This window comes from Bordetella petrii (assembly GCF_000067205.1).
Taxonomy (GTDB): domain Bacteria; phylum Pseudomonadota; class Gammaproteobacteria; order Burkholderiales; family Burkholderiaceae_B; genus Bordetella_A; species Bordetella_A petrii.
Genome location: NC_010170.1, coordinates 3,668,664 through 3,692,706 on the forward strand (window position 1 = coordinate 3,668,664; position 24,043 = coordinate 3,692,706).

A 24,043-nucleotide genomic window follows, 5' to 3' on the forward strand; every position below is an offset into this window, starting at 1 on the left:
ACCCCCCTGCCTCGCGCAGGCAGGAAAAAAAAGGCCGCGACAGCAATGTCGCGGCCTTTTTAGTGGGCGCCCGGGCCCGGCGGATCAGGTCATTTTGTCTTTCAGGACGCTGAGCAGCCGCTGCGCCGTGGCGCTGTTGTCGCGCTGGCCGGAACTGTCGAGCACCGTGACCTGGGTCTGGGCGCCGTCCTGGGCCAGGTGAATGCGGTATTGCGCGGCCTGGGCTTTCTTGTCGCCCGAGAACAGGCGGCTGAAGAAGCCGGGCTGTTCGTTCTTGGCGCCAGTGTCGGTGTCGACGTAGCGCACGAAGTACTCGCCAGCCGAGCGGTCGCGGTCGTCGACGGCGAAACCGCCGGAGTCGAGCGCCACGCCCACCCGGCGCCAGGCGCGATCGAACGACTCGTCGACCACCAGCATCGCGCCATTGGCGCGCACGTCTTGCACCTTGGGCGCCTGCGGCGAGGCTTCCGCCTGCGCCACCAGCTTGCGGGCGCTGTCGACATCGGTGCCCAGATAGACCATCAGGCGCGCCAGCATGGCGGCGTTCAGGCCCGGATCTTCGCGGCCGTGCTCCCACGCCACTTGGGCGTCGTCGGGACCGGTGCGCTTTTCGATCATCTGCTGGTGCGAGATGTAGACTTCGGTGTGACCGTTGACGCGTTCGACGCGAGTGCGGAATTTTTCGCGTTCGCCGCTATCCCAGGCGGTGTCCAGGATGGAGCCCAGCGCCTGGCGCAGCCAGCTTTCGGGGATCTTGGCGCGGTTTTCCGCCCAGTCGGTTTCGATCAGGCCAGCCTTGGGGCTGTTGGTGCTGACGGTAAAACCGGTATCGGTCCAGAAGTCGACCACCTTGGGAAAGACTTCTTCGGGCGGGCGTTCGACCACCAGCCAGCGCAGGTCGCCGTCGCGCTCGACACGCATGTCTTCGCGCTGCGGCAGCACATTGGTGGTTTGCGTGGCCGAAGCCACCTGCTGCTGCCCTTGCTGCTGGTACTGCGAATAAGTGGTGCTGCCAGACGCCGGCGCGCGGTAGCGCGGGTCGCTGGAAGCCTGGGTCAGGTCGGGCGGAATGCTGAGCGGCTCGCCACGCCGCGTGCTTTTATAGTCAACCGACTCGCCGTTGCCCAGCAACTCGTTGACATCGCTGCAGCCCGCCAACAATGCCAGGGCCATCAATGCCGACGCAGCGGCATGACGTTGATTCATACGCATCCTCACTATTTAGAGCAGGCCCGTTTCCTGGAGCGCGCGGCGTACCGTGTCGTGGTGTTGCGTGCCCAGTTCCACCAGGGGCAGCCGGTAACCCAGCTCAGTACGGCCCATTTGAGCCAGCGCCCATTTCACAGGAATGGGATTGGCCTCGACGAACAAGGCCTTGTTTAGACGCGCCAGGCGCGCGTTAAGTTCGCGCGCCTTGGGTACGTCGCCCGCCAACGCGGCGGCACAGAGCTCGTGCATGAGCCGCGGCGCCACGTTGGCCGTAACGGAAATATTGCCGCGCGCGCCCAGCAGAATGAGCGCGGTGGCGGTGGGGTCGTCGCCGCTGAACACCTGAAAGCCGGCCGGCGCCTCGCGGATCAGCAACGCGCCACGGCCGATATCGCCGGTGGCGTCTTTGATGCCGATGATGCCCGGCACTTGCGCCAGGCGCAGCACCGTTTCGTTGGACATGTCGGCCACAGTGCGGCCGGGCACGTTATACAGCACGGTGGGCAGGTCGACTGCTTCGGCCACGGCCCGGAAATGGCGGTACAGGCCTTCCTGGGAAGGCTTGTTGTAGTACGGCACCACCGACAGGCCCGCTTGCGCGCCCACGGCCTTGGCGTGGCGCGACAGGTGGATGGCTTCGTCGGTGGAGTTGGCGCCCACCCCGGCAATGACCGGGATGCGGCCGGCCGCATGCTTGACCGCAACGCGGATGAGCTCGGCGTGCTCGTCCATGGAAACCGTGGGCGATTCGCCGGTCGTGCCCACCACGACCAGGGCGTCGGTGCCTTCGGCGATATGCCAGTCGATCAGCGAACGGTAGGCAGCGTAGTCGAGGCTGCCGTCGGGCTGCATGGGGGTGACCAGCGCCACCATGCTGCCCTGGAATTGGATAGTTTCGGCGGGGGATGCCATGAAAAATGGGCTCCGGACCCGGGACGACAGGCCCCGGGCGATGAACTGAGTCAGTCGAGTCGCCGAGTTTAACGGATATTGGGCCTTACAAGAACCAGGTGACGATGGCCGTCCCCAATTGCAGAATGGGCTGCATCAGGGTCCACAGCGCATCGGTAACCAATAGCAGCAATACGATAACCAGACCGTACGGTTCGATGCGCGAATACTGCCAGGCCAGCCGGTTGGGCAGCAGGCTGAAAAGAATGCGCCCGCCATCCAGGGGCAGGATGGGCAGCAGGTTCAGGGCCATGAGCACCAGGTTGACGTTAACGCCCGCCATGGCCATCTGGTACCAGTAGCCTTCTTCGAGCCCGCCGGCCAGGTACAGGCGCATGGATACAACCCACAGAATCGCCATCAGCAGGTTGGCGGCAGGCCCCGCCAGGGCCACCCAGAGCATGTCTTTCTTGGGGCGGCGCAGGCGGCCGAAATCAACCGGCACCGGCTTGGCCCAGCCGAACAGCATGGCCGGCCCGCCCATCAGCTTGGACATCAGCAGAATGCCCACCGGCACCAGCAGCGTGCCCACCGGGTCGATGTGGCGCATGGGGTTCAGGGTAATGCGCCCGGCCTGCTGCGCGGTGGGATCGCCCAGCATGCGGGCCACGTACCCATGCGCCGCCTCGTGCAGCGTAATGGCGAAAATGACGGGAATCGCGTAGATCGCGATGGCCTGGATGAGATCGGACATGATGAAAGAGAGTCAGAGGCCCAGCGAGGCCGGGTCGCCGCGGCCGCGGCGCAGGACGGCGGGTTCATCGCCGGTAAGGTCGATGACCGTGGTGGGCGACTGCGGGCAGGCGCCGGCGTCGATGATGGCGGCAAGATCATGCGCGTAGCGATCGCGGATGTCTTCGGCGTCGTTCAGGGCGTCGTCTTCGCCCTTGGGAATGAGCGTGGTGGACAGCAGCGGCGCGCCCACCTGCTCGAGCAGCGCCAGGGTGACCGCATGCTGCGGCACGCGAATGCCGATGGTCTTGCGCGATGGATGCGACACCCGGCGCGGCACCTCGCGCGTGGCTTCCAGAATGAAGGTCCAGGGCCCCGGCGTGGCCGCCTTCAGCAGGCGGTACTGGCGGTTGTCGACCCGCGCGAAATGGCCGATTTCGGCCAGGTCGCGGCACAGCAGCGTCAGGTGATGGCGCTCGTCCAGCCCGCGCAGGCGCCGCAGCGCGTCGGCCGCCGCCTTGTCATCGAGGTGGGCCGCCACGGCGTAGCTGGAGTCGGTGGGCACCGCCACCAGGCCGCCGTCGTTCAGCCACTGCGCGGCCTGCTTGAGCAGGCGGGGCTGCGGATTGTCGGGATGAATAGAGAAAAATAGGGCCATGGGTTTATCCTAGCATCCTTGGCGCTTGCTCAGGAGAAACACATGCGCATGGACGATTCGCGGGAAAGCCGGAATATCGAAGATCGCCGCTCGAGCGGCCCCCGGCTGGGCGGGCGCGGCTCGATCGGCATCGGCACGATCGTGCTGGCGCTGGTCGCCATTTATTTCGGCGTCGATCCCGCGGTGGTGCTGCAAATGGCCGAAGGCCCGGCGCCCGTCGAGCAGCAGGCGCCCAGCCAGCCGCCCGCCAACGATCCCCAGGCGCGCTTCGTGGCCAAGGTGCTGGGCGAAACCGAAGACACCTGGAGCGCCATCTTCCAGCAGAACCTCAACCGCCAGTACATCGCTCCCCGGCTGGTGCTGTTCCGCGGCGCCACCCCCACCGCCTGCGGCACGGGCCAGGCCGCCATGGGGCCGTTCTACTGCCCGGGCGACAGCAAGGTCTATATCGACCTCAGTTTCTTCGACGAAATGGAACGCCGCCTGAACGCGCCAGGCGACTTCGCCCAGGCCTACGTCATCGCGCACGAAGTCGGCCACCATGTGCAGCGCCTGCTGGGCATCTCCGACCAGGTCGACCGCCTGCGCCAGCGCAACCCCAGCCAGGCCAACGCGCTGTCAGTGCGCATGGAACTGCAGGCCGACTGCTTTGCCGGGCTGTGGGCGCGCCGCGCCGACCAGGCCCGCAATATTCTTGAAAGCGGCGACGTCGAAGAAGGCCTGAACGCGGCCACCGCCATCGGCGACGACACCCTGCAAAAGAAAAGCCAGGGCTATGTGGTGCCCGACGCGTTCACCCATGGATCGTCCGCGCAGCGGGTGCGCTGGTTCAAGCGCGGCCTCGACAGCGGCGACCTGCGCCAGTGCGATACGTTTTCGGCCGACACGCTTTGAAACCGCGCGGCCGGCCCTGCGCGGCCGCGTTCTTGTAAGATTACGGCCCTTTGCGATGCCCGGCATCGCGCCCGCCGGCCCGCCCGGGCCGGCCTGCCCGGACAAAACGACACGACAGCGGCCCATGGCCAATACGCAAGCTCCCCTTATTACGCCGGCCGAAGTCCGCGACATTCTGGCCGAACCCAAGGAAACCGTTAAACCGGTCGCCTGGGCGCCGCGCCCCGCCGCCGGCCACGCTCAATGGATGGAATTTTCGTCGGCCTGCCGGCTGCGCGGCGAAGCCCGCGACGACATCATCTTCCGCGCCATTTACCGCCCCGCCCGCACTGCCGTGCATGGCCAGGCCGTCATTGCCCTGGCCGAAGCCTGTTCGGCCAGCCTGTTCGTGGGCCCGCACCGGGTTGCCGGCGTGGATACCGGCGACGCCTTCCACACCAGCCTGGTCGGCAAGGGCAGGCAACACTACCGTGGCGTGCTGGCCGACCGCACTCACCGCCACGTCTGGCATGACGACGGCGAAGGCTATGCCGAACCCGTAGAGCCGGCGCTGGACGATATTGCCGCCCTGATCCCGTATTTCCTGCGGCAGGCCAATCTGGTCCTGACGGGGGGCTTTGCCCACCCCATGAAGGGCCGCCAAATCGAACTACTGCTATGACCGCGTTCCTGCAAGCCGCCGGATGGACCGTCCTGCCGGCCGGCGACCGCGCCGTGCGCGCCGTGACCCCGGTGCCCATGGGCCTGGATGGCCAGCACGGAGCATTCTTCATTGCCCAGCCCGACGATCAGTCGTTCTACCTGACCGACGCCGGCGCGGCCGCCATGCACGCCGCCGCCTATGGCATCGAGCTGAATGCCAAGCGCCTGGACCTGCTGAACCAGGCGCCCGGCATCGGGCTGGCGCGCTTCGACAAAACCGGCGCCATTGTCGCCAGCGGCCCGGCCGCGCACCTGCAGGAAGCCGTTTGGGAAGCCGTGAAACTGGCCACGGCGCTGAGCTTCCAGTGCACCCAATGGATGCCCAAGTTCAGCCGCCTGCGCTTTCGCGCCGAAGTCGGGCGCACCCTGGCCGAAGCCGTGGGCAAGCGGCTGATGCAAGGCGCCAGGGCGCAGGCCAGCAGCGGCCACATGGCCGATTTTGCCTATGCCGTGCGCAGCGCCACGGGCGAGACATTGACCTACATCGAACCTATCGCCCTGAAAGCCGGCAAGAAAATGGACTGGACGCAGGTCTACCAGACCCACGGGAAAATGGCCGACGTGAAAATGGCCGATGCGGCGAACCGCCGCCTGGTCATCCTGGAAGACGGCGCATCGGCCGAAGAACTCAGCAAGGCCGTGTCCATTCTGGAACAATCGGCCACGGTACGGCCGTTGGGCAAGGCGCGCAGCTGGGCCGAGATTTTCGCCGACTGAACGCCAACCGGAATGCCAACTGAGCGCCGGCACGGATGGCCGACGCGAAAAGGTGTCGGGCAGCTGCGTGCCGGACACCGTTGCATTGCGCGGCGATCCTGCCTAGTTGACGACTCCGGTCAGCGCGTCGACGATGGCGCAGCCATGACTGATGGCTTCGTGCACAGCCTCGCGCGGGCTGTACACGTAGTTGCCATCGGCGAAGCCGGGCACCACGTATTCGTCGCCATGTTCCTGTACGGAGTCAGCCTGCACCACGAACACCGATGCAGTAAAGACAGGGGAGCCCGGCGCGTTTGCCGTTCCTTCATCGGGGTTGCCGCGTGCGACTTTGGCTGTCAGCCGATACCCCTTGTAGATCAAATTGTTCTGATGCACTCAAAGGCCCTCTCTAGGGCCAGCATACCGCGCATTTGTTTACAAACCTGATAAGTTTTGTAACGAAGCCGCCGTTGGACATGCACCTCGCCCTTGCCCGCCGGCTTACAAACCCGCGGCCCGGCACTGCCATCCGGAAGTCTACCCGGCATCCGGCTGGCTGGCGCTGCCCCGGTTGCGCATCGCGACCGCCTGCGCCAGGCCTTGCCAGCTCCAGCCGCGTCCCAGCAGCACCATGCGGGTATGCAAGTCTTGCAGCACCGGATCAGCCACCTGCCGCCCCAGGTCGGTCACGACCTTGCGCCGCACGTCGACGTAGCCGAACTCGTATTGCCGCGCCAACGATTGCCACAGCGCCCGCGCGCCCACCGACTGGCGGGCCCCAGTGATCAGGCATTGGCCCGCATCCAGGGCCCGGCGGTACACCGCGGCGGCCAGTCCGCGGCGCTGGTAGGCCGGATCGTATTTGGAATGCGGCGCGCGCAACAGCGGATCGGCGCGGCGCCCGAGCTCTACCAGGCGATTGAATACGGTATAGCCGGCCAGCCGGCCGCGCGCCTGATCCACCACATAAACGTAGAACTCCCCGTCGGCCTCGCGGTAGCGAAGCACCAGGCCCGGAATGTCGGTGCGGGCCTCCGGCATGTCGTACAGGCGATCGCCCGGGCAGGTGATGCGGTTATATAAAGATTGCAGTTCGTTATCCAGTTTCCACGAACCAGGGTCAACGTCGATGCGCAATTCCATGATGCGGGCAAACCACCCGGGGAATGCGCCCAGCGCCAGCGCAGGCACGGCTATCTCCTATCAAGCAAATACAGTCAGGGGTCATCGAAAATCGCCGCCGGGTTGAGCCGGGCGGCCGAAACAAGCCAAATCAACAGCACAGGAAAAGCTCCGTCATGTAGAAAAATCGATAAAAATGGCGGCCCAAAAATGCCAACGGCCCCTCGAACGAGGAGCCGTAATGGGGTGCGCCGGTATTGCGGCAGGCCGAGGCCAGCCGGAAAATCAGCAATCGTGGCCAGGGCGCGAAGCCGCCTTGGCCGATGTCATGGGACAGGATCGTATCACAGGAATTTTTTCTGTGTTTTCAAGCACCTGGCCCGCAAAGCCGGGTTGCATGGCGCTCAGGCGGTAATGCTCCCCCGCGCGGCGCGCAGCTTCTGCTCTTGCGCCGCGGCAATCTGCTGCTGCAACTGCACGGCCTGGCTGTTCAAGACGCGCAATTGCGGCAGCTTCTGCTCTTCGGGAATCCGGCTGGCCTGCAGCCGCCGGATCTGCAGCATCACCTGGCGCAGCCGCTCCTGCAGTTGCTTGATGACTTCCGTCACCGGATCGCTCGCCCGCTCTTGCGGGGCCGCCGCTTCGCCCGCTACACCCGCCTTGGCGGCCCGTGCCGGCGGCGTGCCGGCGCCAGTATCGCTGGGATTCAGGTGAAGAACCGTAGAGCCGGATAGCGCTGAAATAGACATGGGCCGCCTTGAATCATGGTCACGACTCGTTAACGGCGCACGGGCGGCAATCTTGAGGATGCCGGCGCGCGGCCATGCGCGCCGGCGCGAAGTGCCGCGCGGGTACTCCGAAAGCCCACGGGCTTCGGCGCTTTCCCCGCGGCCGGCGCCTGCGGCGCAACGACAATTTCGCTCGCTCCGGCGTCGGCCAGCCAGTCGAGCAGCGCGCTGGGCGGCGGCTCGTCCAGGAAGTCGCCATACCGTTCGTACAGGCGCGCCTGCCAGGTCTGGAAAGCATGCCGGTATTTGCCGGCCAGGCCGGCGTTGCGCAACCGCGCGTAGGCCGCCTCGCGTATCGTCAGGTCGGCGTGCAGGCGCTTTTCCCTGCCCTTCGTGACCGACTCGCCCGGCTTTCCGGGCGTGGCCCGGCGCACGCCGGCATGCTGGCAGTAGTACACCAGCGCGGCCGGCGCCCGCACGAATTCGATAGGCAGCGCGGCGGCCCGCAGCAGGTATTCGTCGTCTTCCTGGGACGTCAGCGCGGTATTCCAGCCGCCGATCGCGTGCACCGCCTCGCGCGTGAACAAATAGCCGTGCACCGGAACGAACCACGCGCCGCCGATCATCGCCGCAAGGCGCTCCGCCCTGCCCAGCCTGGGCGGCTCGATCAAATGGCCGGCCGTGCCGTCCTGCCAGCGATTCTGGTACGACGCCATGGCAATGGCCGGCCCATCGCCTTCGAGCGCGGCCGCCAGGGCTTCGAGCGCCCCCGCGTGCATGACGTCATCGTCATCAATGAAATGCACCAGATCACCCGAACTGAGGGCCACGCCGCGATTGCGGGCCACGGCCGGCCCCGAGTTCGGCTGCCACAGGTAAATAAGGGAAAAGCCCGGACGGCGCTCGCGCCGCCAGGTCTCGATGGCCTCGCCGGTGGGGGCCTGCGAGCCGTCGTCAATCACAATCACTTCGCGTGGCTTGCGGGTCTGCTGCAACAGGCAATCCAGTGTCTTGACCACGAAGCCGGGTCGATTATGCGTGGCAATAATCGTGCTGATTGGCCTGGTATCGCTCAACATTCATTCTCCTAAGCACAAAATGTTCTCTGCCCTCGGCCAGAGGGCACGCCTTGAGTTACTAGGGATCAAAATACGAGTCGCCAATCGCCCGGCATGGCCGGGCCGACTGCGTCGGGTTATATGAGGTCGGATCGGGAAAATTCAAGCCTGGGCTGGCCGGCAGCCGGACGCGGGCACGCCGCTTGCCCCTACGCCGGTTTTACCGGGAGGCACACATGACCGACGATCTTGCCGAGCGCGGCCCGCGCGACCGATCACGCATCAATATCAGCGAAGACTGGGAATGCCGGTACTGGAGCCAGCAGCTCGGCGTGACCACCGAGCAATTGCAAGAAGCCGTGCACCAGGTCGGCGACGCGGTCGAAGCGGTGCGGGCCTACCTGGCCACGCCAGCCACGGGCCGTACCAGTTAGGCCCGGGGTGCCGTCGGGTTTGGACGGTTTTCGGGCGCATGAAAAACGCCGCGGCGGGGCGGCGTAAATACCGGGTGCGGATTCGCGCCGCACTGCGCGGCGGCAAGCCCTGTTCAGCAGTTTCCTTTCTTGGCCTGACCCGGCGGACAGAAACCGCCTCCACCGCCGCCATGCGGGTCCACGATCACCGCGCCATCGGGCGTATACACAGCGCACCCGCCAAGCAAACAGGCAAAGACTGTCAGGGCACAAAGCATCTTCTTCATATTCAGGCCTGGAAGTTTGAGTCGGCGCCAGTGTATTGCCGGGCTCTGAAACTGTGCCCGCCCGTTTGTAACAGTCTGCCGAGGCAGCCCAACATCATTTACGCCCCCATAGCAACAGGCAGGGGGGCCGAATCGGTTTGCGTGCGCACCTGTCGAATGCTGCGCGCCGGCGGCAGGCCGAACAGGCGCGCGTATTCGCGGGTAAATTGCGGCACGCTTTCGTAGCCCACAGCATCGGCCGCACGGCTTATCGACACGCCTTCGTACAACATGCGGCGGCGTGCCTCGATCAGGCGCAACTGTTTTTGGAACTGCAACGGCGTCAGCGAGGTAATGCGGCGAAAGTGAACGTGAAATGCCGATACGCTCATGCCCGCCGCATCTGCCAGCGTCTCGATGCGCACGGGCTGCGCATACTTTTCGCGCAAGATAGCCACGGCGCGTCCAATTCGCTGGGCGTGGCTGCCCATAACGCCCAGCGCACGAATGGCGCCGCCATGGCGGCCCGTCAGCAGCCAGAAATGCAGTTCACGCAGCAAGGCAGGACCCAGCACAGCCAGATGGCGGGGCCGGTCCAACAGGCGCAGCAAGCGCAAGGCCGTATCGGCAACTTCAGCTTCGGTCGGCTCTACCCGCACCGGCTCTTGCACCGCAAGCGGCACGGCGCCGATTTCACCTGCCAGGCCGGCGATCAACGCCGTGTCCAGCTCCACTACCAACGAGTAGTACGGCATAGCCTGACTGGCGCGGGTGATCTGGCTGACGGTAGGCACATCGGTGCTGATCAGCAACGATTCGCCCGCGCCGAAGTCATAGCTGCGCTCGCCCATGCTCACGCGCTTATTGCCTTGCAGCACCAGAGCCACCAAAGGCTTGGAAATGGCATATTGCAGCAGGCTGGGCGCGGTTTCGCGCAGCACGACCACGCCCGGCACGGGCGTCGTGGCAACCCCATGCGCATCGACCCGCAGATCCGCATAGCGGCGGGCGTGCTCAAGCAAGGCATTAGTCGGGGTCACGGTCAATATCTGAACCAATCGAGCAAAGCATGAAGATAATCATACAACCAAATTTAGCCTAACTACTTGGAAAATATGAGTTTTCCATATATCCACCTTATAAATTTAAATAATCAGGCAAAAAACAAACAGGATTACGCAACCTGTATCCTGGTCCGAAACTTAGCATGATGGCTCCACAACCGTTCGGAGTTTCTCGTCATGAATACTGTTTCTTTAGTCACCGGCGCCGGCCGTGGCCTTGGCCGCAACACCGCCCTGAGCATTGCCCGCCGTGGCGGCGATGTGATCATTACCTACCGGAGCGGCAAAGACGCCGCCGAAGGCGTCGTCGCGGATGTGCACGCACTGGGCCGTAAGGCCGTTGCCCTGCAACTGGATACCGCCGAAGTCGCGAGCTTCCCGACTTTTGTGCATGCGGTGCGCGCCGCGTTGCGCCAAAACTGGCAGCGCGAAACGTTCGACCATTTAGTCAACAACGCCGGCCACGGCGAAATGGCCGACTTTGCCGCCACTACCGAAGCGCAGTTCGACGCCCTGTTCAACGTGCACGTCAAAGGCGTGTTCTTCTTGACCCAGGCGCTGCTGCCATTGCTGGCTGACGGCGGGCGCATTGTCAATTTGTCTTCGGGCCTGACGCGCGTCTCCTTTCCTGGCTTCTCGGCCTACTCGGCCGCCAAGGGCGCGGTGGAAACGCTAACCGTGTACATGGCCAAGGAGCTGGGCAGCCGCGGCATCACCGCGAACGCCGTAGCCCCGGGCGCCATCGAAACCGACTTCCTGGGCGGCGCGGTGCGCGACACGCCCGATTACAACAAGGCGTTCGCCGACATCACTGCTCTGGGCCGTGTGGGCGTACCCGACGACATCGGACCGATGATCGCCAATCTGCTCAGCGCCGATAATCGGTGGGTCAACGGCCAGCGGATAGAAGTCTCTGGCGGGCAATCGATTTAGGCCGGCCGCGCCTGGCCCGCCAATGCGGCGCTACAGCCAGGGGCACCATCGATGCGCGCCGCAGCCCAGGGGCAAGTTTTGGGCAACTTCCGAATCCAAAAGAAAAACGCCGCTGATCAGAGCGGCGTAAGTTCTTGATTTCAAAGCAGTTTAGTGGGGTGGCTGATGGGACTCGAACCCACGACAACCGGAATCACAATCCGGGACTCTACCAACTGAGCTACAGCCACCACTGGCACTGCAAAGAGGCCGAATTCTAGCATATATTTTGGCCCTGCCCTGCGTCCCGCCCATTCCCGGACGGGCCGCGCCTTGCTATCCTGGCGCATCCGCCGGCACCGGGCGCGGGGCAACGGCGCGACCACATTTCAGGCTTCTTATGGATCGCTTCGACGAGCTTTTGCACGAGTATTGGCCGCACCTGGTGTTCGGGGTCAGCATGGTGGCCGGCACGGGGGCCGCGGTGCATGCGGCAATGACCAAACAGGACGTACGCGCCGCCATCGGCTGGGTGGGCGTGGCGCTGTTTTCACCGCTGTTCGGCGCACTGTTCTACTTTGTGGCCGGCGTCAATCGCATTCGGCAGACGCGCGTCTCGCAGCAACGTGACGAAGCCATGCTGGCCTACGCCGGCCATGCCCAGTCGCCGGTGCGCGACGTGGTGCCCTATTCCAGCCCGCAGTTCGCCTCGCTGAAAATCCTGGGCGACAAGGTCAGCCACTTTCCGATGCTGGGGGGCAATGCGGTGCGCCCGCTGGGTGGCGGCGACGAGGCCTATCCGGCCATGATGCAGGCCATCCGCAATGCCCGTCATTGCATCGCCATGCAAAGCTACATATTCGACAGCGACCCCATCGGCATCGAAATGGCGCAGGCGCTCATCGACGCGCACGCCCGCGGCGTGCAGGTGCGCGTGCTGATCGACGCCATCGGCAGCCGCTATTCGCATCCGCCCATCGTGCGCCGGCTGCGGCGCGGCGGCGTGCGCACGGCGCGCTTCATGACCAACCCGCTGGGGCTGCTGCGCATGCCGTATGCCAACCTGCGCAGCCACCGCAAGATCCTGGTGGTGGACGGGCGCGTGGGCTTTACCGGCGGCATGAACGTGCGCGCGGCGTTCGTGCGCGCCCTGGCTGGCGACCAGACCAACAGCGACGTGCACTTCCAGCTCGACGGGCCTATCGTGGCGCAGCTGATGTCGGTGTTCGCGCACGACTGGAACTTCACCACGCACGAATCGCTGGATAGCGCGCCCTGGTTTCCGCCGCCCATCGCCCCGCTGCCGGGCACGGTGCCCATGCGCTGCGTGCCGTCTGGCCCCGACCGCGCGGTGGTCAGCACTCGCAACATGCTGCTGGGCGCGCTGGCGGTGGCGCAACAGCACATCCGCATCCAGTCGCCCTACTTTCTGCCCGACCAGCCGCTGATCGGCGCGCTGGCCACGGCGGCCCGGCGCGGCGTTATCGTCGACATCGTCATTCCGGGCCGCAATAACCTGCGCCTGGTGAACTACGCCATGATGGCGCAACTGGACCAGATCGTGCGCACCGGGTGCCGCGTGTGGCGCGCCTCGGGCGCGTTCGACCATTCAAAGCTGATGACCGTGGACGGGGCGTGGTCGTACGTTGGTTCGTCCAACCTCGACCCGCGCAGCCTGCGCCTGAACTTCGAGCTGGACACCGAAATCTACGACCGCGCGCTGGCGCAATGGATTGCCGCGCGCATCGACGGCCACATCGCCGGCGGGCGGCAGGTTACGCTGGAATACCTTTACGGGCAGCCCTTCGCCAAGCGCTTGCGCAACAAGGTGATCTGGCTGGCCTCGCCGTACCTGTAGGCGCGGCGCTACCTCTTGCCGTAGCCTCGCATGCGGTCGACCATCTGCGGCGCCGCGCCCAGGTAATTGGCGGGATCGCACAGCCGGTCGATGGCCGCGCGGTCCAGGTGCGCGGTGATGCGCGGCTCCTGCGCCAGCACCTCGGCCAGCGGGCGGCGCGCGGACAGCGCCGTGCGGCAGGCGTCATAGACCACGTCGTGCGCAACCTGGCGGCCCAGGTGCGCAGCCAGCCCCATCATTACCGCTTCAGATACGATCAGGCCGCCGGTCAGGTCCAGGTTGCCGCGCATGCGTTGTGTATCGACCTCCAGGCCGCCCAGCATGAACTTTGCCTGCCGCAGCGCGCCGGCGGTCAGCACGAAGGCTTCGGGGATGGCCGACCATTCAATGTGCCAGGGGCCGGTGGCCCGCTCGAAGTCCTGCACCAGCGCGTCCAGCGCCAGGCCGGCGTGCTGGCGCACTGTCTTGGAAGCGCTCAGCATCAACTCGCAGGAAATCGGGTTGCGTTTCTGGGGCATGGTGCTGGATGCGCCGCGGCTCTTGACGAAAGGCTCGAAGGCTTCCGCGACCTCGTTGGTCATCATCAGCATGATGTCCAGCGCGATCTTGCCCAGCGAACCGGCGACCAGGCCCAGGAACTGCACGGTCTCGGCCAGTCCGTCGCGCGCCACATGCCAGGTGACGGGCGCGCTGTGCAGGCCCAGCTCGCGCATTAATGCCTCGTGCACTTGCAGCCCTTGCGCCCCCAGCGAAGCCAGCGTGCCCGCCGCGCCGCCGAACTGGCCCACCAGGACGCGCGGGCGCAGTTGCTCGAGCCGCTCGCGGTGGCGGCGCACCATCAGCAGCCATACCGCCGCCTTGTAGCCGAAAGTAATGGGCAGCGCATGCTGCAGGTGGGTGCGCCCGGCCATCGGCGTGTCGCGATAGCGTTGCGCCAGCGCGTCCAGAATGCAATCCAGCTCTGCCAGATCAGTTTCGACCAGCGCCAGCGCGTCGCGCACTTGCAGCACCGTCGCCGTGTCCATGATGTCTTGCGTGGTGGCGCCCCAGTGCAGGTACTCACCCTCGGGCCCGCACATGTGGGCCAGCTGGCGCACCAGCGGCAAGATGGGATAGCCCACGATCTCGGTCTCGGCCTTGAGCACATCCAGGTCCAGCCGCGCCGCATCGACACGCGCGGCGATGGCGTTCGCCGCCGCCTGCGGGATGATGCCCAACCCGGCCTGAACGCGCGCCAGCGCCACCTCTGTCTCGGCGTAGCGGCGCAGTGTCGCCGCGTCGTCGAATACGGCGCGCATCGCGGCGGTGCCGAACATGTCTTTGAAGATGGAGGACTCGATTACGGAAACTGGCATGGCAGGCGCATCCTAAATGTACGTACTTTATATTAAGTACATACATATATGATGTCAACCATGCCAAACCAACCGTCATACCGGAGTCCGCCCGACCAGCATGGCGACCGGGCGCAATCCGGCCTGGCCGGCAGCAAGCGCCTTGCGCGGTGGAAGGTGCGGGGAATATGACCGCTATGCAGGGGATGGCAAGGTATGGGGTGCGGCAGCCGCTGCCAGGTTGCCTGATGGCGCGACAGTGGCTGGCGCAGAAGACTGGCCCGCCCTACACGATTCGAACGTGTGACCGCTCGCTTAGAAGGCGAGTGCTCTATCCAACTGAGCTAAGGGCGGATCGCGAAACGGCGCGTATGATAGCGCGGCAATTGTACCGTGCCGGGCCGCCCGCCATGGTTCACTGCTCGTCGAGTTCCGCCGCCGTCGAGACCCACAGGACCATGGCGTCTTCCGGGCTCAGGCTGATGACCCGGTGGCCCATGCGGCTGTCTATATAGAAGCTTTCGCCGGCCTGCAGGCGGGCAGGCTCGTAGAACTCGGTGTGCAATTCGATTTCGCCGCTGAGCACATAGACGAACTCTTCGCCCTGGTGGCGGCTCCAGTCGTGGAATTCGCCGAACGAGCGGGCCTTGACCCGCGTGTAGAACGGCATCATGCGCTTGTGCGACAGCGCATTGCACAGCAGCCGGTGGTCGTAGTACGGGGTTTCGTACAAGCGGCCTTCGCCCAACTGGTTGATCGAACGGCGGCCGGTGCCCATGTGTTCTTGCGGCGGCATGAACAGCTCGGCCACATCCAGCCCCAGGCCTGCCGCGATCTTCAGCAGGTTGTCGTAGGTGGGCGACAGCAGTCCGTTCTCGATCTTGGACAGGGTGGATGCCGCCACGCCGGTGGCCTGGGCGGCCTGTTTCAAGGTCCAGTCGCGCGCCCTGCGCAAGTCGCGCAGCCGTTGCGCCAGCGCGCTCTGCCGGGTGTTGGGCATGATGGTGTCCTTCATGCTCGCGAGCGGCGCTCGCGCAGCCGGTCGCGCGCCTGGTACGACCAGTAGGTCAGCTGCACGGCGGCGGTGCCCAGCGGTCCGCCGTTCCAGTCCAGGCCGAAAGGCGCGAACCAGCGATAGCGCTCGCTGTCGCCGCAGATGCCTTCGGCCACCACGCGGCCGCCGATGGCGGTGGTGTTCATGCCATGGCCGCCGAACGCGGTGCAATGCCACACGCCGGGCTGCAACGTGCCAATCTGCGGCATCTGATGGCGGGCATAGGCCATGCGGCCCGACCAAGCCACCTCGACCCGCACGCCGGCAAGTTGCGGATAGACCGAGAGCAGCTCGGCGCGCAACGACTCTGCCAGGTCGGGCGGGTCTTCAATACGCGTGGTGATGTGGCTGCCCCAGCTGATGCGTCCGCCATCGACCACGCGGTAGTAATTGCCGGCGCGGCGCGTGTCGCCAATGGCGGCATCGGTGCGGATGGCCTCGCGCACGCGCTCGCCCAGCGGTTCGGTCAGCATGACGTAGGTGGCGATAGGCAACATGGCGCGGCGCAATGCCGGCACCAGGCCATCGGTATACCCCCCGGTGCAGAACACCACGGTCTGCGCCTCGACCGAGCCCTCCGGCGTGGCCAGCCGCTTGACCGCGCCGGCCAGGGTGGCCGAGCGCACGGGCGAGTCTTCGTGAATGCGCACGCCCAGCCGCGCGCACTCGCGCGCCAGCGCCCGCGCATAGTTCAGCGGATGAAAATGGAATGAGTCCGGGTCGTACACGCCCTGGAAATACGCGTCGGAACGCAGCAGTTCGCGCACCTCGTCGCGCTGCAGCAGCCGGACCCGGCGGCCGAAACGTTGCTGCTCGTCGCAATAGCGGCGCAGTTCGTCCACGTCGTCATAGCGCAGCACGCGCAGACGGCCATCGACCTTGTGGGCGTCGGCAATGCCCAGGTCGCGGATATTGTCGCGAATGATCTCGACGCCTTCGATCGACAGGCGGTACAGGTCTTCATAGCCTGCCTGCCCCACGCGCCGCCGGATCAGGTCGGCGCCAGCCGAATAGGCTGGCGACACCGAGCCGCCGTTGCGCCCCGACGCGCCCCACCCTACCCGGCGCGCCTCCAGCAAGACCACCTGCCGGCCGCGCCGGGCCAGTTCCAGCGCGGCCGTCAGCCCCGCCAGGCCGCCGCCGACGATGCAGATGTCGGTGCTGGCGGGTCCTGCCAGCGCATCGTAGCGGGTTTGCGCATCGCCCAGCGTGCGCTTGTAGAACGTATCGATGTATTCAGAGGCCATGATGGCATGGATGCAGACGGGCTGGACGCCTCACGCCAGGGACGCCGGCGCCAGCGAACCGGCGACGCGCTTTTCGACCCAATTGGCCAGGCGCAACAAGGGATAGCAATATAGAAAATAGATCAGCGCGATCAGGGCGTAGATGAAGAGCGACTTGCTGGGATAGGTGATCATGAACACCTCGCCCTGACGCGTCAGTTCGGTAATGCCCACCACCGACACAATGGCGGTGCTCTTGATCAGCATGACGTACACACCGCTCATGGGCTGCACGATCAGGCGCATGGCCTGGGGTAGTATCACCAGCCGCAGCGCCTGCAGGGGCCGCAACCCCAGCGTCAAGGCGCCTTCGACCTGCCCGCGCGGCACGGCCAGGATGGCGTTCATGACGATCTCGGCCACGTAGCTCGACGTATACACCGACAGCGACACAAACGCGGCGGTATCCGAATCCCATTCCAGCCACGCCACGCCGCTGCTGGGCAGCACGAAGTAGAACACGTACAACTGCACCAGGAACGGCGTGCCGCGCAGCATATGGATGTACAGCCCCAGCAACTGGTGCACCACGCGAATGCGGTAGCTGCGTAGCACGCCGATCAGGAACCCCAGCGCCGAACCGGCGGCAATCGCGACGAACGAGATCTTGAGTGTTTCCAGGAAGCCCTTTAAAAGAAAGGGCATGACGGTCACCGCTGTGGACCAGTATTCATGCAGCATGGCTACCTCGCGTTCCAGGCCGGCCCGGCCAGCCACAGGCCAACCAGCCGCGACAGGCCCAGCATGCAGGCGTAGATCAGCAAATACCCGGCCGCGATGGTCAGGAAGCTTTCATTGGGCACGATGCGTTCGCTGTTCATCAGCACGCCGGCAGCCACCAGCTCGAATACCGCGATCAGCGACAGCAGCGAAGTGTCTTTGATAAGCACTGCCGTCTGGCCCAGCAGCGGCGGCAGCGTGTTGGCGAATGCCTGCGGCAGCACTACGTAGCGCAGCCGTTGCCGGAAATCCATGCCGACCGCCTTGGCGCCTTCGATCTGGCCGCGCGGCACCGACTGGATGCCCACGCGCACGATCTCGCTCATGTAGGCCGTATGGTGCAGCGTCAGCGCGACGATGCCCAGAATCAGCTCGCTCCAGGACTTGGCCGCCGGAACGAAATACGGCAGCGCGTAGTACACCAGGTAGATCTGCACCAGCAGGGGCGTGGCGCGAATGAACTGGATGTACCCGGCCGCCGGCCGCCATATGGGCGCGCGCCGCGCCATGCGCGCCAGCGCCAGCGGCACGCCCAGCGCCACCGAGCAGGCCAGGCTGATGCCGGCGGCCAGCAGCGTATTGGCCAGCCCATCGGCGAACTGGCCCGCGTACTGGCCGACGATGCGCCAGTTGTAGTAGTCGATCAGCCAATTCATGGGCTCAGGCCGCCATCAATGCTCCTTTTTCCAGTCGGTGGAATACCAGTACTTGATGGCTTCGGGCAGGGAATTGTCGGCGGTGCGCAGCTCGCGCCAGTTATCCAGCCAGAACTTCAGGCGATAGGCATCCGGCGCCACCGCAAAAGCCAGGGGCTCGCGCACCATGACGCCGTCGAGCACGCGCAGGTTGCCGAAATCGGCCAGGAACTGGTTGGCGGTGCTCAGCGACATGATGCCGGCATCCAGCCGGCCGCTGGAAATCGCCTGTCCGACCGGGGCGCTGCCGCCCGAGAATTCCTTCAGCTTGGCTTCGGGCAGCATCTTGCGCGCCGCTTCGGCGTAAGTGCTGGCGCCCAGCGCGCCGATGGTGACGTCGCCCTTGTTCAGGTCGGTGTAGCTTTTGTAGGGCGAGTCTTTCGGCACCACGGCCACGGTCTCGGCGTAGAACATGGGGGCGGAAAACAGGATCTGCGCGGCGCGCTGGGGCGTCGGCGTCATGTCGGCGGCCACCATGTCGGCCTTGCCCGACAGCAGCGCCGGGATCAGGCCTTTCCATTCGTAGTCTTGCAGCACCAGTTTCACGCCCAGGTCGTCAGCCATGCGCCGCGCCAGTTCCACGGCCAGTCCGGTGCGCTTGCCCGATTTGTCCATGAAGCTCATCAGCGGGCCCGACGTTTGCACGGCCACGCGGAATTCGCCGCGCTTGAGGATGTCCGACAGCGCGTCGGCGCGGGCGACGGTGGCGACGCTGGCGGCCGTCAGGGCCAACGCTGCGACGCCCAGCCATTGTTTGATTTTCTGCATGTTGAGGATCCTCTTTAACGATATGAAGCCGCCCGGGCCGGACGACGCCGGACGGTACTGCCGATACCACCACAACGACTGCGAGACCGCGCGCGCCCGTGACGGGCGCGCGCGGGGTGCTACAGAATCTTGTCCAGGAAAGCCTGGGTGCGCTCATGGCTGGGATGCCGGAACAGCGCGTCGGGGCTGCCTTCTTCGATGATGCGGCCGCCATCCATGAATAGGGCGCGGTCGGCCACGTCGCGCGCGAAACCCATTTCGTGGGTGACCACCGCCATGGTCATGCCGTCGTGAGCCAACCCGCGCATCAAGTCCAGGATGCCGCCCACGGTTTCCGGGTCGAGTGCCGAAGTCGCCTCGTCGAACAACATAAGCTTGGGGTCCATGGCCAGCGCGCGGGCGATGGCCACGCGCTGCTGCTGACCGCCAGACAACTGGCTGGGATAGCGCGCGGCGTAGTCCGCCATGCCAACGCGATCGAGCAGCGTGCGCGCGTAATCCTCGGCCTCGACGCGGCCGCGCTTGCGCACCACCCGCTGCGGCAGCGCCACGTTGTCGAGCGCGGTGCGATGCTGGAACAGGTTGAAGTGCTGGAACACCATGCCGACTTCAGTGCGCCAGCGGTTCAGGTCAGTGGCCGTGTCGCCGATGGAGACGCCATCAATGCGGATGTCGCCGGCGTCAATGGACTCCAGGCCATTCAAGGTGCGCAGCAGCGTGCTCTTGCCCGAGCCCGACGGGCCCACGACGACCAGCACTTCGCCCCGGTCGATGTGGCAGTGGATGTCGGTCAGCGCCGCATGCGGCGGCTGGCCTTCGCGATGGAAGGTCTTGTGCACTGCCTCGACAACGACCAAAGGATCCGGCATGGGGCTGCAATCTCAAAAAGATTTCGCATTTGGCGTCAGAGTTTCGTATAGTAAATTTTTCTGCGGAAATTCCACCTAGGCATTTCCCTAACGCTCGCTGTACGGCTGTAAGCGCCCTGTAATCGCCCCGAGGAGAGTACCCATGAATACCCCCCAAGACATTCTGCGCGCCCTGGGCCTGGACGAGGCCACCCTGCAGGGCGGGACGCTGGCGGCGCACAGCCCCATCGACGGCGCACGATTGGCCCAGGTGGCCGAGCACAGCGTGGCCCAGGCGCATGCCGCGATCACCCGCGCGCGCCAGGCCAGCGTGGCGTGGCGTATGGTGCCCGCGCCACGCCGCGGCGAACTGGTGAGGCTGTTCGGCGACACATTGCGGCGCCACAAACAGGCGCTGGGACGCCTGGTGTCGCTCGAAGCGGGCAAGATCCTGGCCGAAGGCGAAGGCGAAGTGCAAGAAATGATCGACATCTGCGATTTCGCGCTCGGCCTGTCGCGCCAGCTGTACGGCCTGACCATCGCATCCGAACGCCCGGGTCATCGCATGATGGAAACCTGGCATCCGCTGGGCGTGGTCGGGGTGATCAGCGCGTTCAATTTCCCGGTCGCGGTGTGGTCCTGGAACGCCGCGCTGGCGCTGGTGTGCGGCAACGCCGTGGTCTGGAAACCGTCAGAGAAAACGCCCCTGACGGCGCTGGCCTGCCAGGCCCTGTTCGCGCAGGCCGCGCAGCAGTTCGGCGATGCGCCGGCCGGCCTGCTCGAAGTGCTGATCGGCGGCCGGGAAGTGGGCGAGGCGCTGGTCGATTCTCACGACGTGGCGCTGGTGTCGGCCACCGGCTCGACCCGCATGGGCCGGCAGGTGGGGCCGCGCGTCGCGCAGCGCTTCGGACGCGTGCTGCTGGAGCTGGGCGGCAACAACGCCATCATCGTGGCGCCGAGCGCCGACCTCGACATGGCCGCGCGCGGCATTGTGTTCGGCGCCATCGGCACCGCCGGCCAGCGCTGCACCACCACGCGCCGGTTGATCGTGCATGAAAGCGTGGCCGATGACCTGCTGGCGCGCCTGCGCACCGCCTATGCCAGCGCCCGCATCGGCAATCCGCTGGACAGCGGCACCCTGGTGGGTCCGCTGATCGACCGCGCCGCATTCGATGCCATGCAACAGGCCCTGCAGGCCGCGCGCGAACAAGGCGGCAGCGTCACAGGCGGCGAGCGCGTGCTGCAAGACCAGTATCCCGACGCCTGGTACGTGCGGCCCGCCATCGTCGAAATGCCGGCCCAGACCGACGTGGTCTGCCACGAAACCTTCGCGCCCATTCTGTACGTCATGCGGTATGGCGATTTCACGCAGGCCCTGGCCATGCACAACGGCGTGCCGCAAGGGCTGTCGTCGGCCATTTTCACCAACGACCTGCGCGAAGCCGAGACCTTCCTGTCGGCGGCGGGCTCTGACTGCGGCATCGCCAACGTCAATATCGGCACCTCGGGCGCCGAGATCGGCGGCGCGTTCGGCGGTGAAAAAGAAACCGGCGGTGGCCGCGAGTCGGGCTCGGATGCATGGAAAAACTACATGCGGCGCGCCACGAACACCATCAATTATTCGCGCGAATTGCCCTTGGCCCAGGGGATCAAGTTCGGCGAATAAGGCGCGCACAAGCGCCCCGTGACGCAACGGTTTACATGCGGTTGCAGGCAAGTCTGGCGGCGATGCTACAGTGCGTCGTCCTCATTCACGCACGCCTGATCATGTTTTTGCACACTGCCCTGCTGCCTTCCCCGCTGCGCGCGCTGGTCCTGGCCGCGCTGCTGGGAACCGCCCTGCCAGCTTCGGCCGGCATCACTTACCAACTGGAACGGCCCGCCGCCGCGCCGGGCGAAACGGTGCAGATACAGGCGGTGTGCTTTAACGACGGCGACGCCGGCGAGCAGTGGCAGCCTCCCAGCCAGCTGGTGGTGCAGTGGCGCGGCGCCGACGGCACCATCGTCCGCAGCCTGGCAACGCTGGCCAGCTCGCCGGCCGCCCTGAACATTCCGGTCAACAACTTCGCCCGCGTAGCCTGGAACACCGTGGTGCCGCGCCAGGCGCGGGGCTTGCAGGCGCTGTCCATCGAGGGCGAACCCACCATGATGGCGCTGGATGTAACGGGCCGGGAAAACGGCACCCTGGCCAGCGTCCCCGCGCAAGGCCCGGTGATCGACGCGCACACGGGCCAGCCGGTGCCGGTGGCGGAAGTCGTGGCGGCGGGCGCCGCGCCCGAGGCCGGCCCCGCGCCGGCCGACGCGGCGCGCGCCTCATGGCAGGCCAAGCCCACCGCCTTCGATGCGTTTCGCGGCGCGCTGTCCGAATACCAGCCGATCTATTTCGCCGTGGGCACGCGCGGCGGCACGACCGCACGCTTCCAGATCAGCGCCAAGTACCGGCTGTTCAACCCGCCAGGCGGCCGCAAGCCCACCTTCGGCGAGAATTTCTACCTGGGCTACACGCAGACCTCGCTGTGGGACCTGGAAAGCGATTCGATGCCGTTCATCGACACCACATTCAACCCCAGCATCTTCTGGCTGTCCGACAACCTGTGGACTTCGTCCAGCCAGAACTGGCGCCTGGGCCTGAACACCGGTATAGAACACATGTCCAACGGCAAGAGCGGCGATGATTCGCGCTCGCTGAACGACGCCTACATACAGCCGGCCATCAACTACCGGTTCGACAGCGGCAGCACGCTTACCTTCGCGCCCAAGATCCGCACCTACTTCGCGAAGGAAAGCCAGAATCCCGACTACGCCGACTACGCCGGCTACGTCGACTGGAACCTGCGCTGGGCGCAGGACGACGGCGCGGTGGTCTCGGCCATGTACCGCCAGGGCGCCAGCCGGCACCGCACCACCCAGCTGGACTTCGCCTGGCCGCTGCGGCGCACCTGGCTGGATATGAACGGCTACCTGCATCTGCAGTACTTCAACGGCTACGGCGAAACGCTGCTGGGCTACAACCAGCGCAACGAATCGCAGTTCCGCATCGGCCTGTCATTGGTGCCCTGAAGCTGCAACCCGCCGCTGGTTGAGCGCGGCGGCGCCGCGCGCCGCCTCAATTGCCCTCGGCAATCGCGCCATAGTCGAAGAACAGGTCGCGAATAGACGCGGGCCGGTGCTTCAACGAACCGATGTCGTTCATGAATTGCGCATACTTCATGACGTGCTCGGGCGTGGTCGTGTACTTGGTGGCCGGATCATCCAGGATACGCACCATGTCGTCGATACTGAAGGTCTTGCCGCCGCCCATGGAATCGATCAGCACTTGCGCCGCGGCGCGCTTGTCGGCCTTGATCATGTCCTGCGCCTGCTTCAGCGCGGCGACGAAGGCAGCGTAGACTTTGGGGTTTTCCTTTGCGAAGCGTGTGGTGGTGGACACCATGGTGAAAGTGGTGGAACCGCCCATGACATCATCGGAATTCATGATGCTATGAATACCCGGCGTCTGCTGCTCAAGCTGGGCCAGCGGCGGCGAAGCATAGTGCGCGGTGATATTGCTGCTGCCCGACAGCAGCGCGGCCGCGGCGTCCGCATGCCCCATGGTGACGGTGTAGGGGTCGAAGCGGAACGCCTGCTCTTTACCGTACTTCTGTACGGCGTACATCTGCATGATGATCGATGGAATCGACGACTTCACCGAGGTGACGCCGATCTTGTCGCCCTGCTTCAGGTCGTCGATAGACTTGAGATGCGCGGCGCGCGTGTTCAGGTGCATGGGCATGGAGCTCATTGCCGCCACGCCCTTGACGTCGCCGCTGCCCTTGGTGCGGTCCCAGAGAATCAGGAACGACGGCGGGCCGGCCGACACGAAATGCGCCGAACCCGACAGCAGTGCGTCGATCATTGCCGACGGCCCGCCCAGCTTGGCCCAATCGACCGTCACCTTGACGCCCGCTTTTTCCGCCTGCTGCTCGATCAGCTTGTGCTTCTGCATCATGTACAACGGCAGAAATCCGAAACCTCCTGCGCCCAGCGGAATCCGCAATTCGCTGACTTCGGCGCGCGCGGCCGGTGGCAAGGCCGCCGCCACGGCCAGCAGTAGTATGGCTGTGATTGTTTTCATGGTGTCCTCCTTGGGGTG

At 65.5% G+C, this 24,043-nt stretch carries 25 protein-coding genes and 2 tRNA genes; 8 read left to right on the plus strand and 19 right to left on the minus strand.

Annotated features, from left to right (window positions below; all coding sequences use genetic code 11):
* Nucleotides 1-84: 84 nt before the first annotated feature.
* From bamC to BPET_RS17645, 4 genes are all read right to left on the minus strand, one after another.
* Nucleotides 85-1,212, minus strand: a complete 1,128-nt coding sequence (gene bamC / locus BPET_RS17630) for an outer membrane protein assembly factor BamC (protein ID WP_085970220.1) — start codon at nt 1,210-1,212, stop codon at nt 85-87.
* Nucleotides 1,213-1,221: 9 nt separating this feature from the next.
* On the minus strand, nt 1,222-2,121 hold the full coding sequence (gene dapA, locus BPET_RS17635) for a 4-hydroxy-tetrahydrodipicolinate synthase (protein ID WP_012250373.1): 900 nt from the start codon (nt 2,119-2,121) through the stop codon (nt 1,222-1,224).
* A gap of 85 nt (nt 2,122-2,206) precedes the next feature.
* Nucleotides 2,207-2,854, minus strand: a complete 648-nt coding sequence (locus tag BPET_RS17640; protein ID WP_012250374.1) for a site-2 protease family protein — start codon at nt 2,852-2,854, stop codon at nt 2,207-2,209.
* A gap of 12 nt (nt 2,855-2,866) precedes the next feature.
* Nucleotides 2,867-3,490, minus strand: a complete 624-nt coding sequence (locus BPET_RS17645) for an L-threonylcarbamoyladenylate synthase (protein WP_012250375.1) — start codon at nt 3,488-3,490, stop codon at nt 2,867-2,869.
* A 42-nt stretch (nt 3,491-3,532) separates the two neighbouring features.
* Between BPET_RS17645 and ypfJ the strand changes: the two genes are divergently transcribed.
* The 3 genes from ypfJ to BPET_RS17660 all read left to right on the plus strand — a co-directional run bounded on the left by ypfJ (nt 3,533) and on the right by BPET_RS17660 (nt 5,803).
* A complete protein-coding gene (ypfJ, locus tag BPET_RS17650; protein ID WP_012250376.1) occupies nt 3,533-4,384 on the plus strand; it encodes a KPN_02809 family neutral zinc metallopeptidase in 852 nt (283 codons plus the stop codon).
* 124 nt (nt 4,385-4,508) lie between these two features.
* The gene (locus BPET_RS17655; protein WP_041863054.1) at nt 4,509-5,045 is read left to right on the plus strand and encodes a hypothetical protein; all 537 of its coding nucleotides are present in this window, start codon (nt 4,509-4,511) and stop codon (nt 5,043-5,045) included.
* Complete coding sequence (locus BPET_RS17660) at nt 5,042-5,803, plus strand: hypothetical protein (RefSeq protein ID WP_012250378.1); 762 nt, start codon at nt 5,042-5,044, stop codon at nt 5,801-5,803. The genes BPET_RS17655 and BPET_RS17660 overlap by 4 nt, the downstream gene beginning before the upstream one ends.
* A gap of 102 nt (nt 5,804-5,905) precedes the next feature.
* Here the strand turns inward: BPET_RS17660 and BPET_RS17665 are convergent, their stop codons facing one another.
* The 4 genes from BPET_RS17665 to BPET_RS17680 all read right to left on the minus strand — a co-directional run bounded on the left by BPET_RS17665 (nt 5,906) and on the right by BPET_RS17680 (nt 8,714).
* Nucleotides 5,906-6,181 carry a hypothetical protein gene (locus BPET_RS17665; protein ID WP_012250379.1) on the minus strand — a complete coding sequence of 92 codons (276 nt, stop codon included), beginning with the start codon at nt 6,179-6,181 and terminating at the stop codon, nt 5,906-5,908.
* A 141-nt stretch (nt 6,182-6,322) separates the two neighbouring features.
* Nucleotides 6,323-6,976: a hypothetical protein gene (locus BPET_RS17670; RefSeq protein ID WP_012250380.1), complete on the minus strand. Its 654-nt coding sequence runs from the start codon at nt 6,974-6,976 to the stop codon at nt 6,323-6,325.
* Nucleotides 6,977-7,311: 335 nt separating this feature from the next.
* The gene (locus BPET_RS25510; protein WP_012250381.1) at nt 7,312-7,656 is read right to left on the minus strand and encodes a hypothetical protein; all 345 of its coding nucleotides are present in this window, start codon (nt 7,654-7,656) and stop codon (nt 7,312-7,314) included.
* 29 nt (nt 7,657-7,685) lie between these two features.
* Nucleotides 7,686-8,714, minus strand: coding sequence for a glycosyltransferase family A protein (locus tag BPET_RS17680; protein ID WP_012250382.1), 1,029 nt, complete (start codon nt 8,712-8,714; stop codon nt 7,686-7,688).
* Nucleotides 8,715-8,929: 215 nt separating this feature from the next.
* Here BPET_RS17680 and BPET_RS17685 point away from each other — a divergent pair, with 215 nt between their 5' ends.
* Nucleotides 8,930-9,127, plus strand: coding sequence for a DUF3606 domain-containing protein (locus BPET_RS17685; RefSeq protein WP_012250383.1), 198 nt, complete (start codon nt 8,930-8,932; stop codon nt 9,125-9,127).
* Nucleotides 9,128-9,491: 364 nt separating this feature from the next.
* Here the strand turns inward: BPET_RS17685 and BPET_RS17690 are convergent, their stop codons facing one another.
* On the minus strand, nt 9,492-10,412 hold the full coding sequence (locus BPET_RS17690; RefSeq protein ID WP_012250385.1) for an AraC family transcriptional regulator: 921 nt from the start codon (nt 10,410-10,412) through the stop codon (nt 9,492-9,494).
* 201 nt (nt 10,413-10,613) lie between these two features.
* On the opposite strand from BPET_RS17690, the gene BPET_RS17695 reads away from it, so the two are divergent.
* The gene (locus BPET_RS17695; protein WP_012250386.1) at nt 10,614-11,369 is read left to right on the plus strand and encodes an SDR family NAD(P)-dependent oxidoreductase; all 756 of its coding nucleotides are present in this window, start codon (nt 10,614-10,616) and stop codon (nt 11,367-11,369) included.
* Between the two features lie 154 nt (nt 11,370-11,523).
* Here the strand turns inward: BPET_RS17695 and BPET_RS17700 are convergent.
* A tRNA-His gene (locus tag BPET_RS17700) sits at nt 11,524-11,599 on the minus strand.
* Nucleotides 11,600-11,748: 149 nt separating this feature from the next.
* Between BPET_RS17700 and BPET_RS17705 the strand changes: the two genes are divergently transcribed.
* Entirely contained in the window at nt 11,749-13,206 is a 1,458-nt protein-coding gene (locus tag BPET_RS17705; RefSeq protein ID WP_012250387.1) for a phospholipase D-like domain-containing protein, read from the plus strand.
* Nucleotides 13,207-13,214: 8 nt separating this feature from the next.
* Here BPET_RS17705 and BPET_RS17710 read toward each other — a convergent pair whose 3' ends face one another.
* From BPET_RS17710 to BPET_RS17745, 8 genes are all read right to left on the minus strand, one after another.
* Nucleotides 13,215-14,561, minus strand: a complete 1,347-nt coding sequence (locus BPET_RS17710) for a class-II fumarase/aspartase family protein (RefSeq protein ID WP_012250388.1) — start codon at nt 14,559-14,561, stop codon at nt 13,215-13,217.
* A gap of 256 nt (nt 14,562-14,817) precedes the next feature.
* Nucleotides 14,818-14,894: transfer RNA gene (locus tag BPET_RS17715), tRNA-Arg, on the minus strand.
* Nucleotides 14,895-14,955: 61 nt separating this feature from the next.
* Nucleotides 14,956-15,540 carry a helix-turn-helix domain-containing protein gene (locus BPET_RS17720; protein ID WP_012250389.1) on the minus strand — a complete coding sequence of 195 codons (585 nt, stop codon included), beginning with the start codon at nt 15,538-15,540 and terminating at the stop codon, nt 14,956-14,958.
* 11 nt (nt 15,541-15,551) lie between these two features.
* The gene (locus BPET_RS17725) at nt 15,552-16,841 is read right to left on the minus strand and encodes an NAD(P)/FAD-dependent oxidoreductase (RefSeq protein WP_012250390.1); all 1,290 of its coding nucleotides are present in this window, start codon (nt 16,839-16,841) and stop codon (nt 15,552-15,554) included.
* A gap of 30 nt (nt 16,842-16,871) precedes the next feature.
* Nucleotides 16,872-17,561: an amino acid ABC transporter permease gene (locus BPET_RS17730; RefSeq protein WP_012250391.1), complete on the minus strand. Its 690-nt coding sequence runs from the start codon at nt 17,559-17,561 to the stop codon at nt 16,872-16,874.
* Between the two features lie 2 nt (nt 17,562-17,563).
* Complete coding sequence (locus tag BPET_RS17735; protein WP_012250392.1) at nt 17,564-18,256, minus strand: amino acid ABC transporter permease; 693 nt, start codon at nt 18,254-18,256, stop codon at nt 17,564-17,566.
* A gap of 15 nt (nt 18,257-18,271) precedes the next feature.
* Nucleotides 18,272-19,063 (minus strand): ABC transporter substrate-binding protein, encoded by a 792-nt coding sequence (locus BPET_RS17740; protein WP_012250393.1) that lies wholly within the window; start codon nt 19,061-19,063, stop codon nt 18,272-18,274.
* 119 nt (nt 19,064-19,182) lie between these two features.
* Entirely contained in the window at nt 19,183-19,932 is a 750-nt protein-coding gene (locus BPET_RS17745) for an amino acid ABC transporter ATP-binding protein (protein WP_012250394.1), read from the minus strand.
* Between the two features lie 142 nt (nt 19,933-20,074).
* Here BPET_RS17745 and amaB point away from each other — a divergent pair, with 142 nt between their 5' ends.
* Entirely contained in the window at nt 20,075-21,577 is a 1,503-nt protein-coding gene (gene amaB / locus BPET_RS17750; protein ID WP_012250395.1) for an L-piperidine-6-carboxylate dehydrogenase, read from the plus strand.
* A 101-nt stretch (nt 21,578-21,678) separates the two neighbouring features.
* Complete coding sequence (locus BPET_RS17755) at nt 21,679-22,971, plus strand: phospholipase A (protein ID WP_151208974.1); 1,293 nt, start codon at nt 21,679-21,681, stop codon at nt 22,969-22,971.
* Nucleotides 22,972-23,017: 46 nt separating this feature from the next.
* Here the strand turns inward: BPET_RS17755 and BPET_RS17760 are convergent, their stop codons facing one another.
* On the minus strand, nt 23,018-24,025 hold the full coding sequence (locus BPET_RS17760) for an ABC transporter substrate-binding protein (RefSeq protein WP_012250397.1): 1,008 nt from the start codon (nt 24,023-24,025) through the stop codon (nt 23,018-23,020).
* Nucleotides 24,026-24,043: the final 18 nt, after the last annotated feature.

Coding starts and splice junctions, on each gene's coding strand:
- bamC (WP_085970220.1), bottom strand. CDS start 1,212: ATGCGTATGAATCAACGTCATGCCGCTGCGTCGGCATTGATGGCCCTG.
- dapA (WP_012250373.1), bottom strand. CDS start 2,121: ATGGCATCCCCCGCCGAAACTATCCAATTCCAGGGCAGCATGGTGGCG.
- BPET_RS17640 (WP_012250374.1), bottom strand. CDS start 2,854: ATGTCCGATCTCATCCAGGCCATCGCGATCTACGCGATTCCCGTCATT.
- BPET_RS17645 (WP_012250375.1), bottom strand. CDS start 3,490: ATGGCCCTATTTTTCTCTATTCATCCCGACAATCCGCAGCCCCGCCTG.
- ypfJ (WP_012250376.1), top strand. CDS start 3,533: ATGCGCATGGACGATTCGCGGGAAAGCCGGAATATCGAAGATCGCCGC.
- BPET_RS17655 (WP_041863054.1), top strand. CDS start 4,509: ATGGCCAATACGCAAGCTCCCCTTATTACGCCGGCCGAAGTCCGCGAC.
- BPET_RS17660 (WP_012250378.1), top strand. CDS start 5,042: ATGACCGCGTTCCTGCAAGCCGCCGGATGGACCGTCCTGCCGGCCGGC.
- BPET_RS25510 (WP_012250381.1), bottom strand. CDS start 7,656: ATGTCTATTTCAGCGCTATCCGGCTCTACGGTTCTTCACCTGAATCCC.
- BPET_RS17680 (WP_012250382.1), bottom strand. CDS start 8,714: ATGTTGAGCGATACCAGGCCAATCAGCACGATTATTGCCACGCATAAT.
- BPET_RS17685 (WP_012250383.1), top strand. CDS start 8,930: ATGACCGACGATCTTGCCGAGCGCGGCCCGCGCGACCGATCACGCATC.
- BPET_RS17695 (WP_012250386.1), top strand. CDS start 10,614: ATGAATACTGTTTCTTTAGTCACCGGCGCCGGCCGTGGCCTTGGCCGC.
- BPET_RS17705 (WP_012250387.1), top strand. CDS start 11,749: ATGGATCGCTTCGACGAGCTTTTGCACGAGTATTGGCCGCACCTGGTG.
- BPET_RS17710 (WP_012250388.1), bottom strand. CDS start 14,561: ATGCCAGTTTCCGTAATCGAGTCCTCCATCTTCAAAGACATGTTCGGC.
- BPET_RS17720 (WP_012250389.1), bottom strand. CDS start 15,540: ATGCCCAACACCCGGCAGAGCGCGCTGGCGCAACGGCTGCGCGACTTG.
- BPET_RS17725 (WP_012250390.1), bottom strand. CDS start 16,841: ATGGCCTCTGAATACATCGATACGTTCTACAAGCGCACGCTGGGCGAT.
- BPET_RS17730 (WP_012250391.1), bottom strand. CDS start 17,561: ATGCTGCATGAATACTGGTCCACAGCGGTGACCGTCATGCCCTTTCTT.
- BPET_RS17735 (WP_012250392.1), bottom strand. CDS start 18,256: ATGAATTGGCTGATCGACTACTACAACTGGCGCATCGTCGGCCAGTAC.
- BPET_RS17740 (WP_012250393.1), bottom strand. CDS start 19,063: ATGCAGAAAATCAAACAATGGCTGGGCGTCGCAGCGTTGGCCCTGACG.
- BPET_RS17745 (WP_012250394.1), bottom strand. CDS start 19,932: ATGCCGGATCCTTTGGTCGTTGTCGAGGCAGTGCACAAGACCTTCCAT.
- amaB (WP_012250395.1), top strand. CDS start 20,075: ATGAATACCCCCCAAGACATTCTGCGCGCCCTGGGCCTGGACGAGGCC.
- BPET_RS17755 (WP_151208974.1), top strand. CDS start 21,679: ATGTTTTTGCACACTGCCCTGCTGCCTTCCCCGCTGCGCGCGCTGGTC.
- BPET_RS17760 (WP_012250397.1), bottom strand. CDS start 24,025: ATGAAAACAATCACAGCCATACTACTGCTGGCCGTGGCGGCGGCCTTG.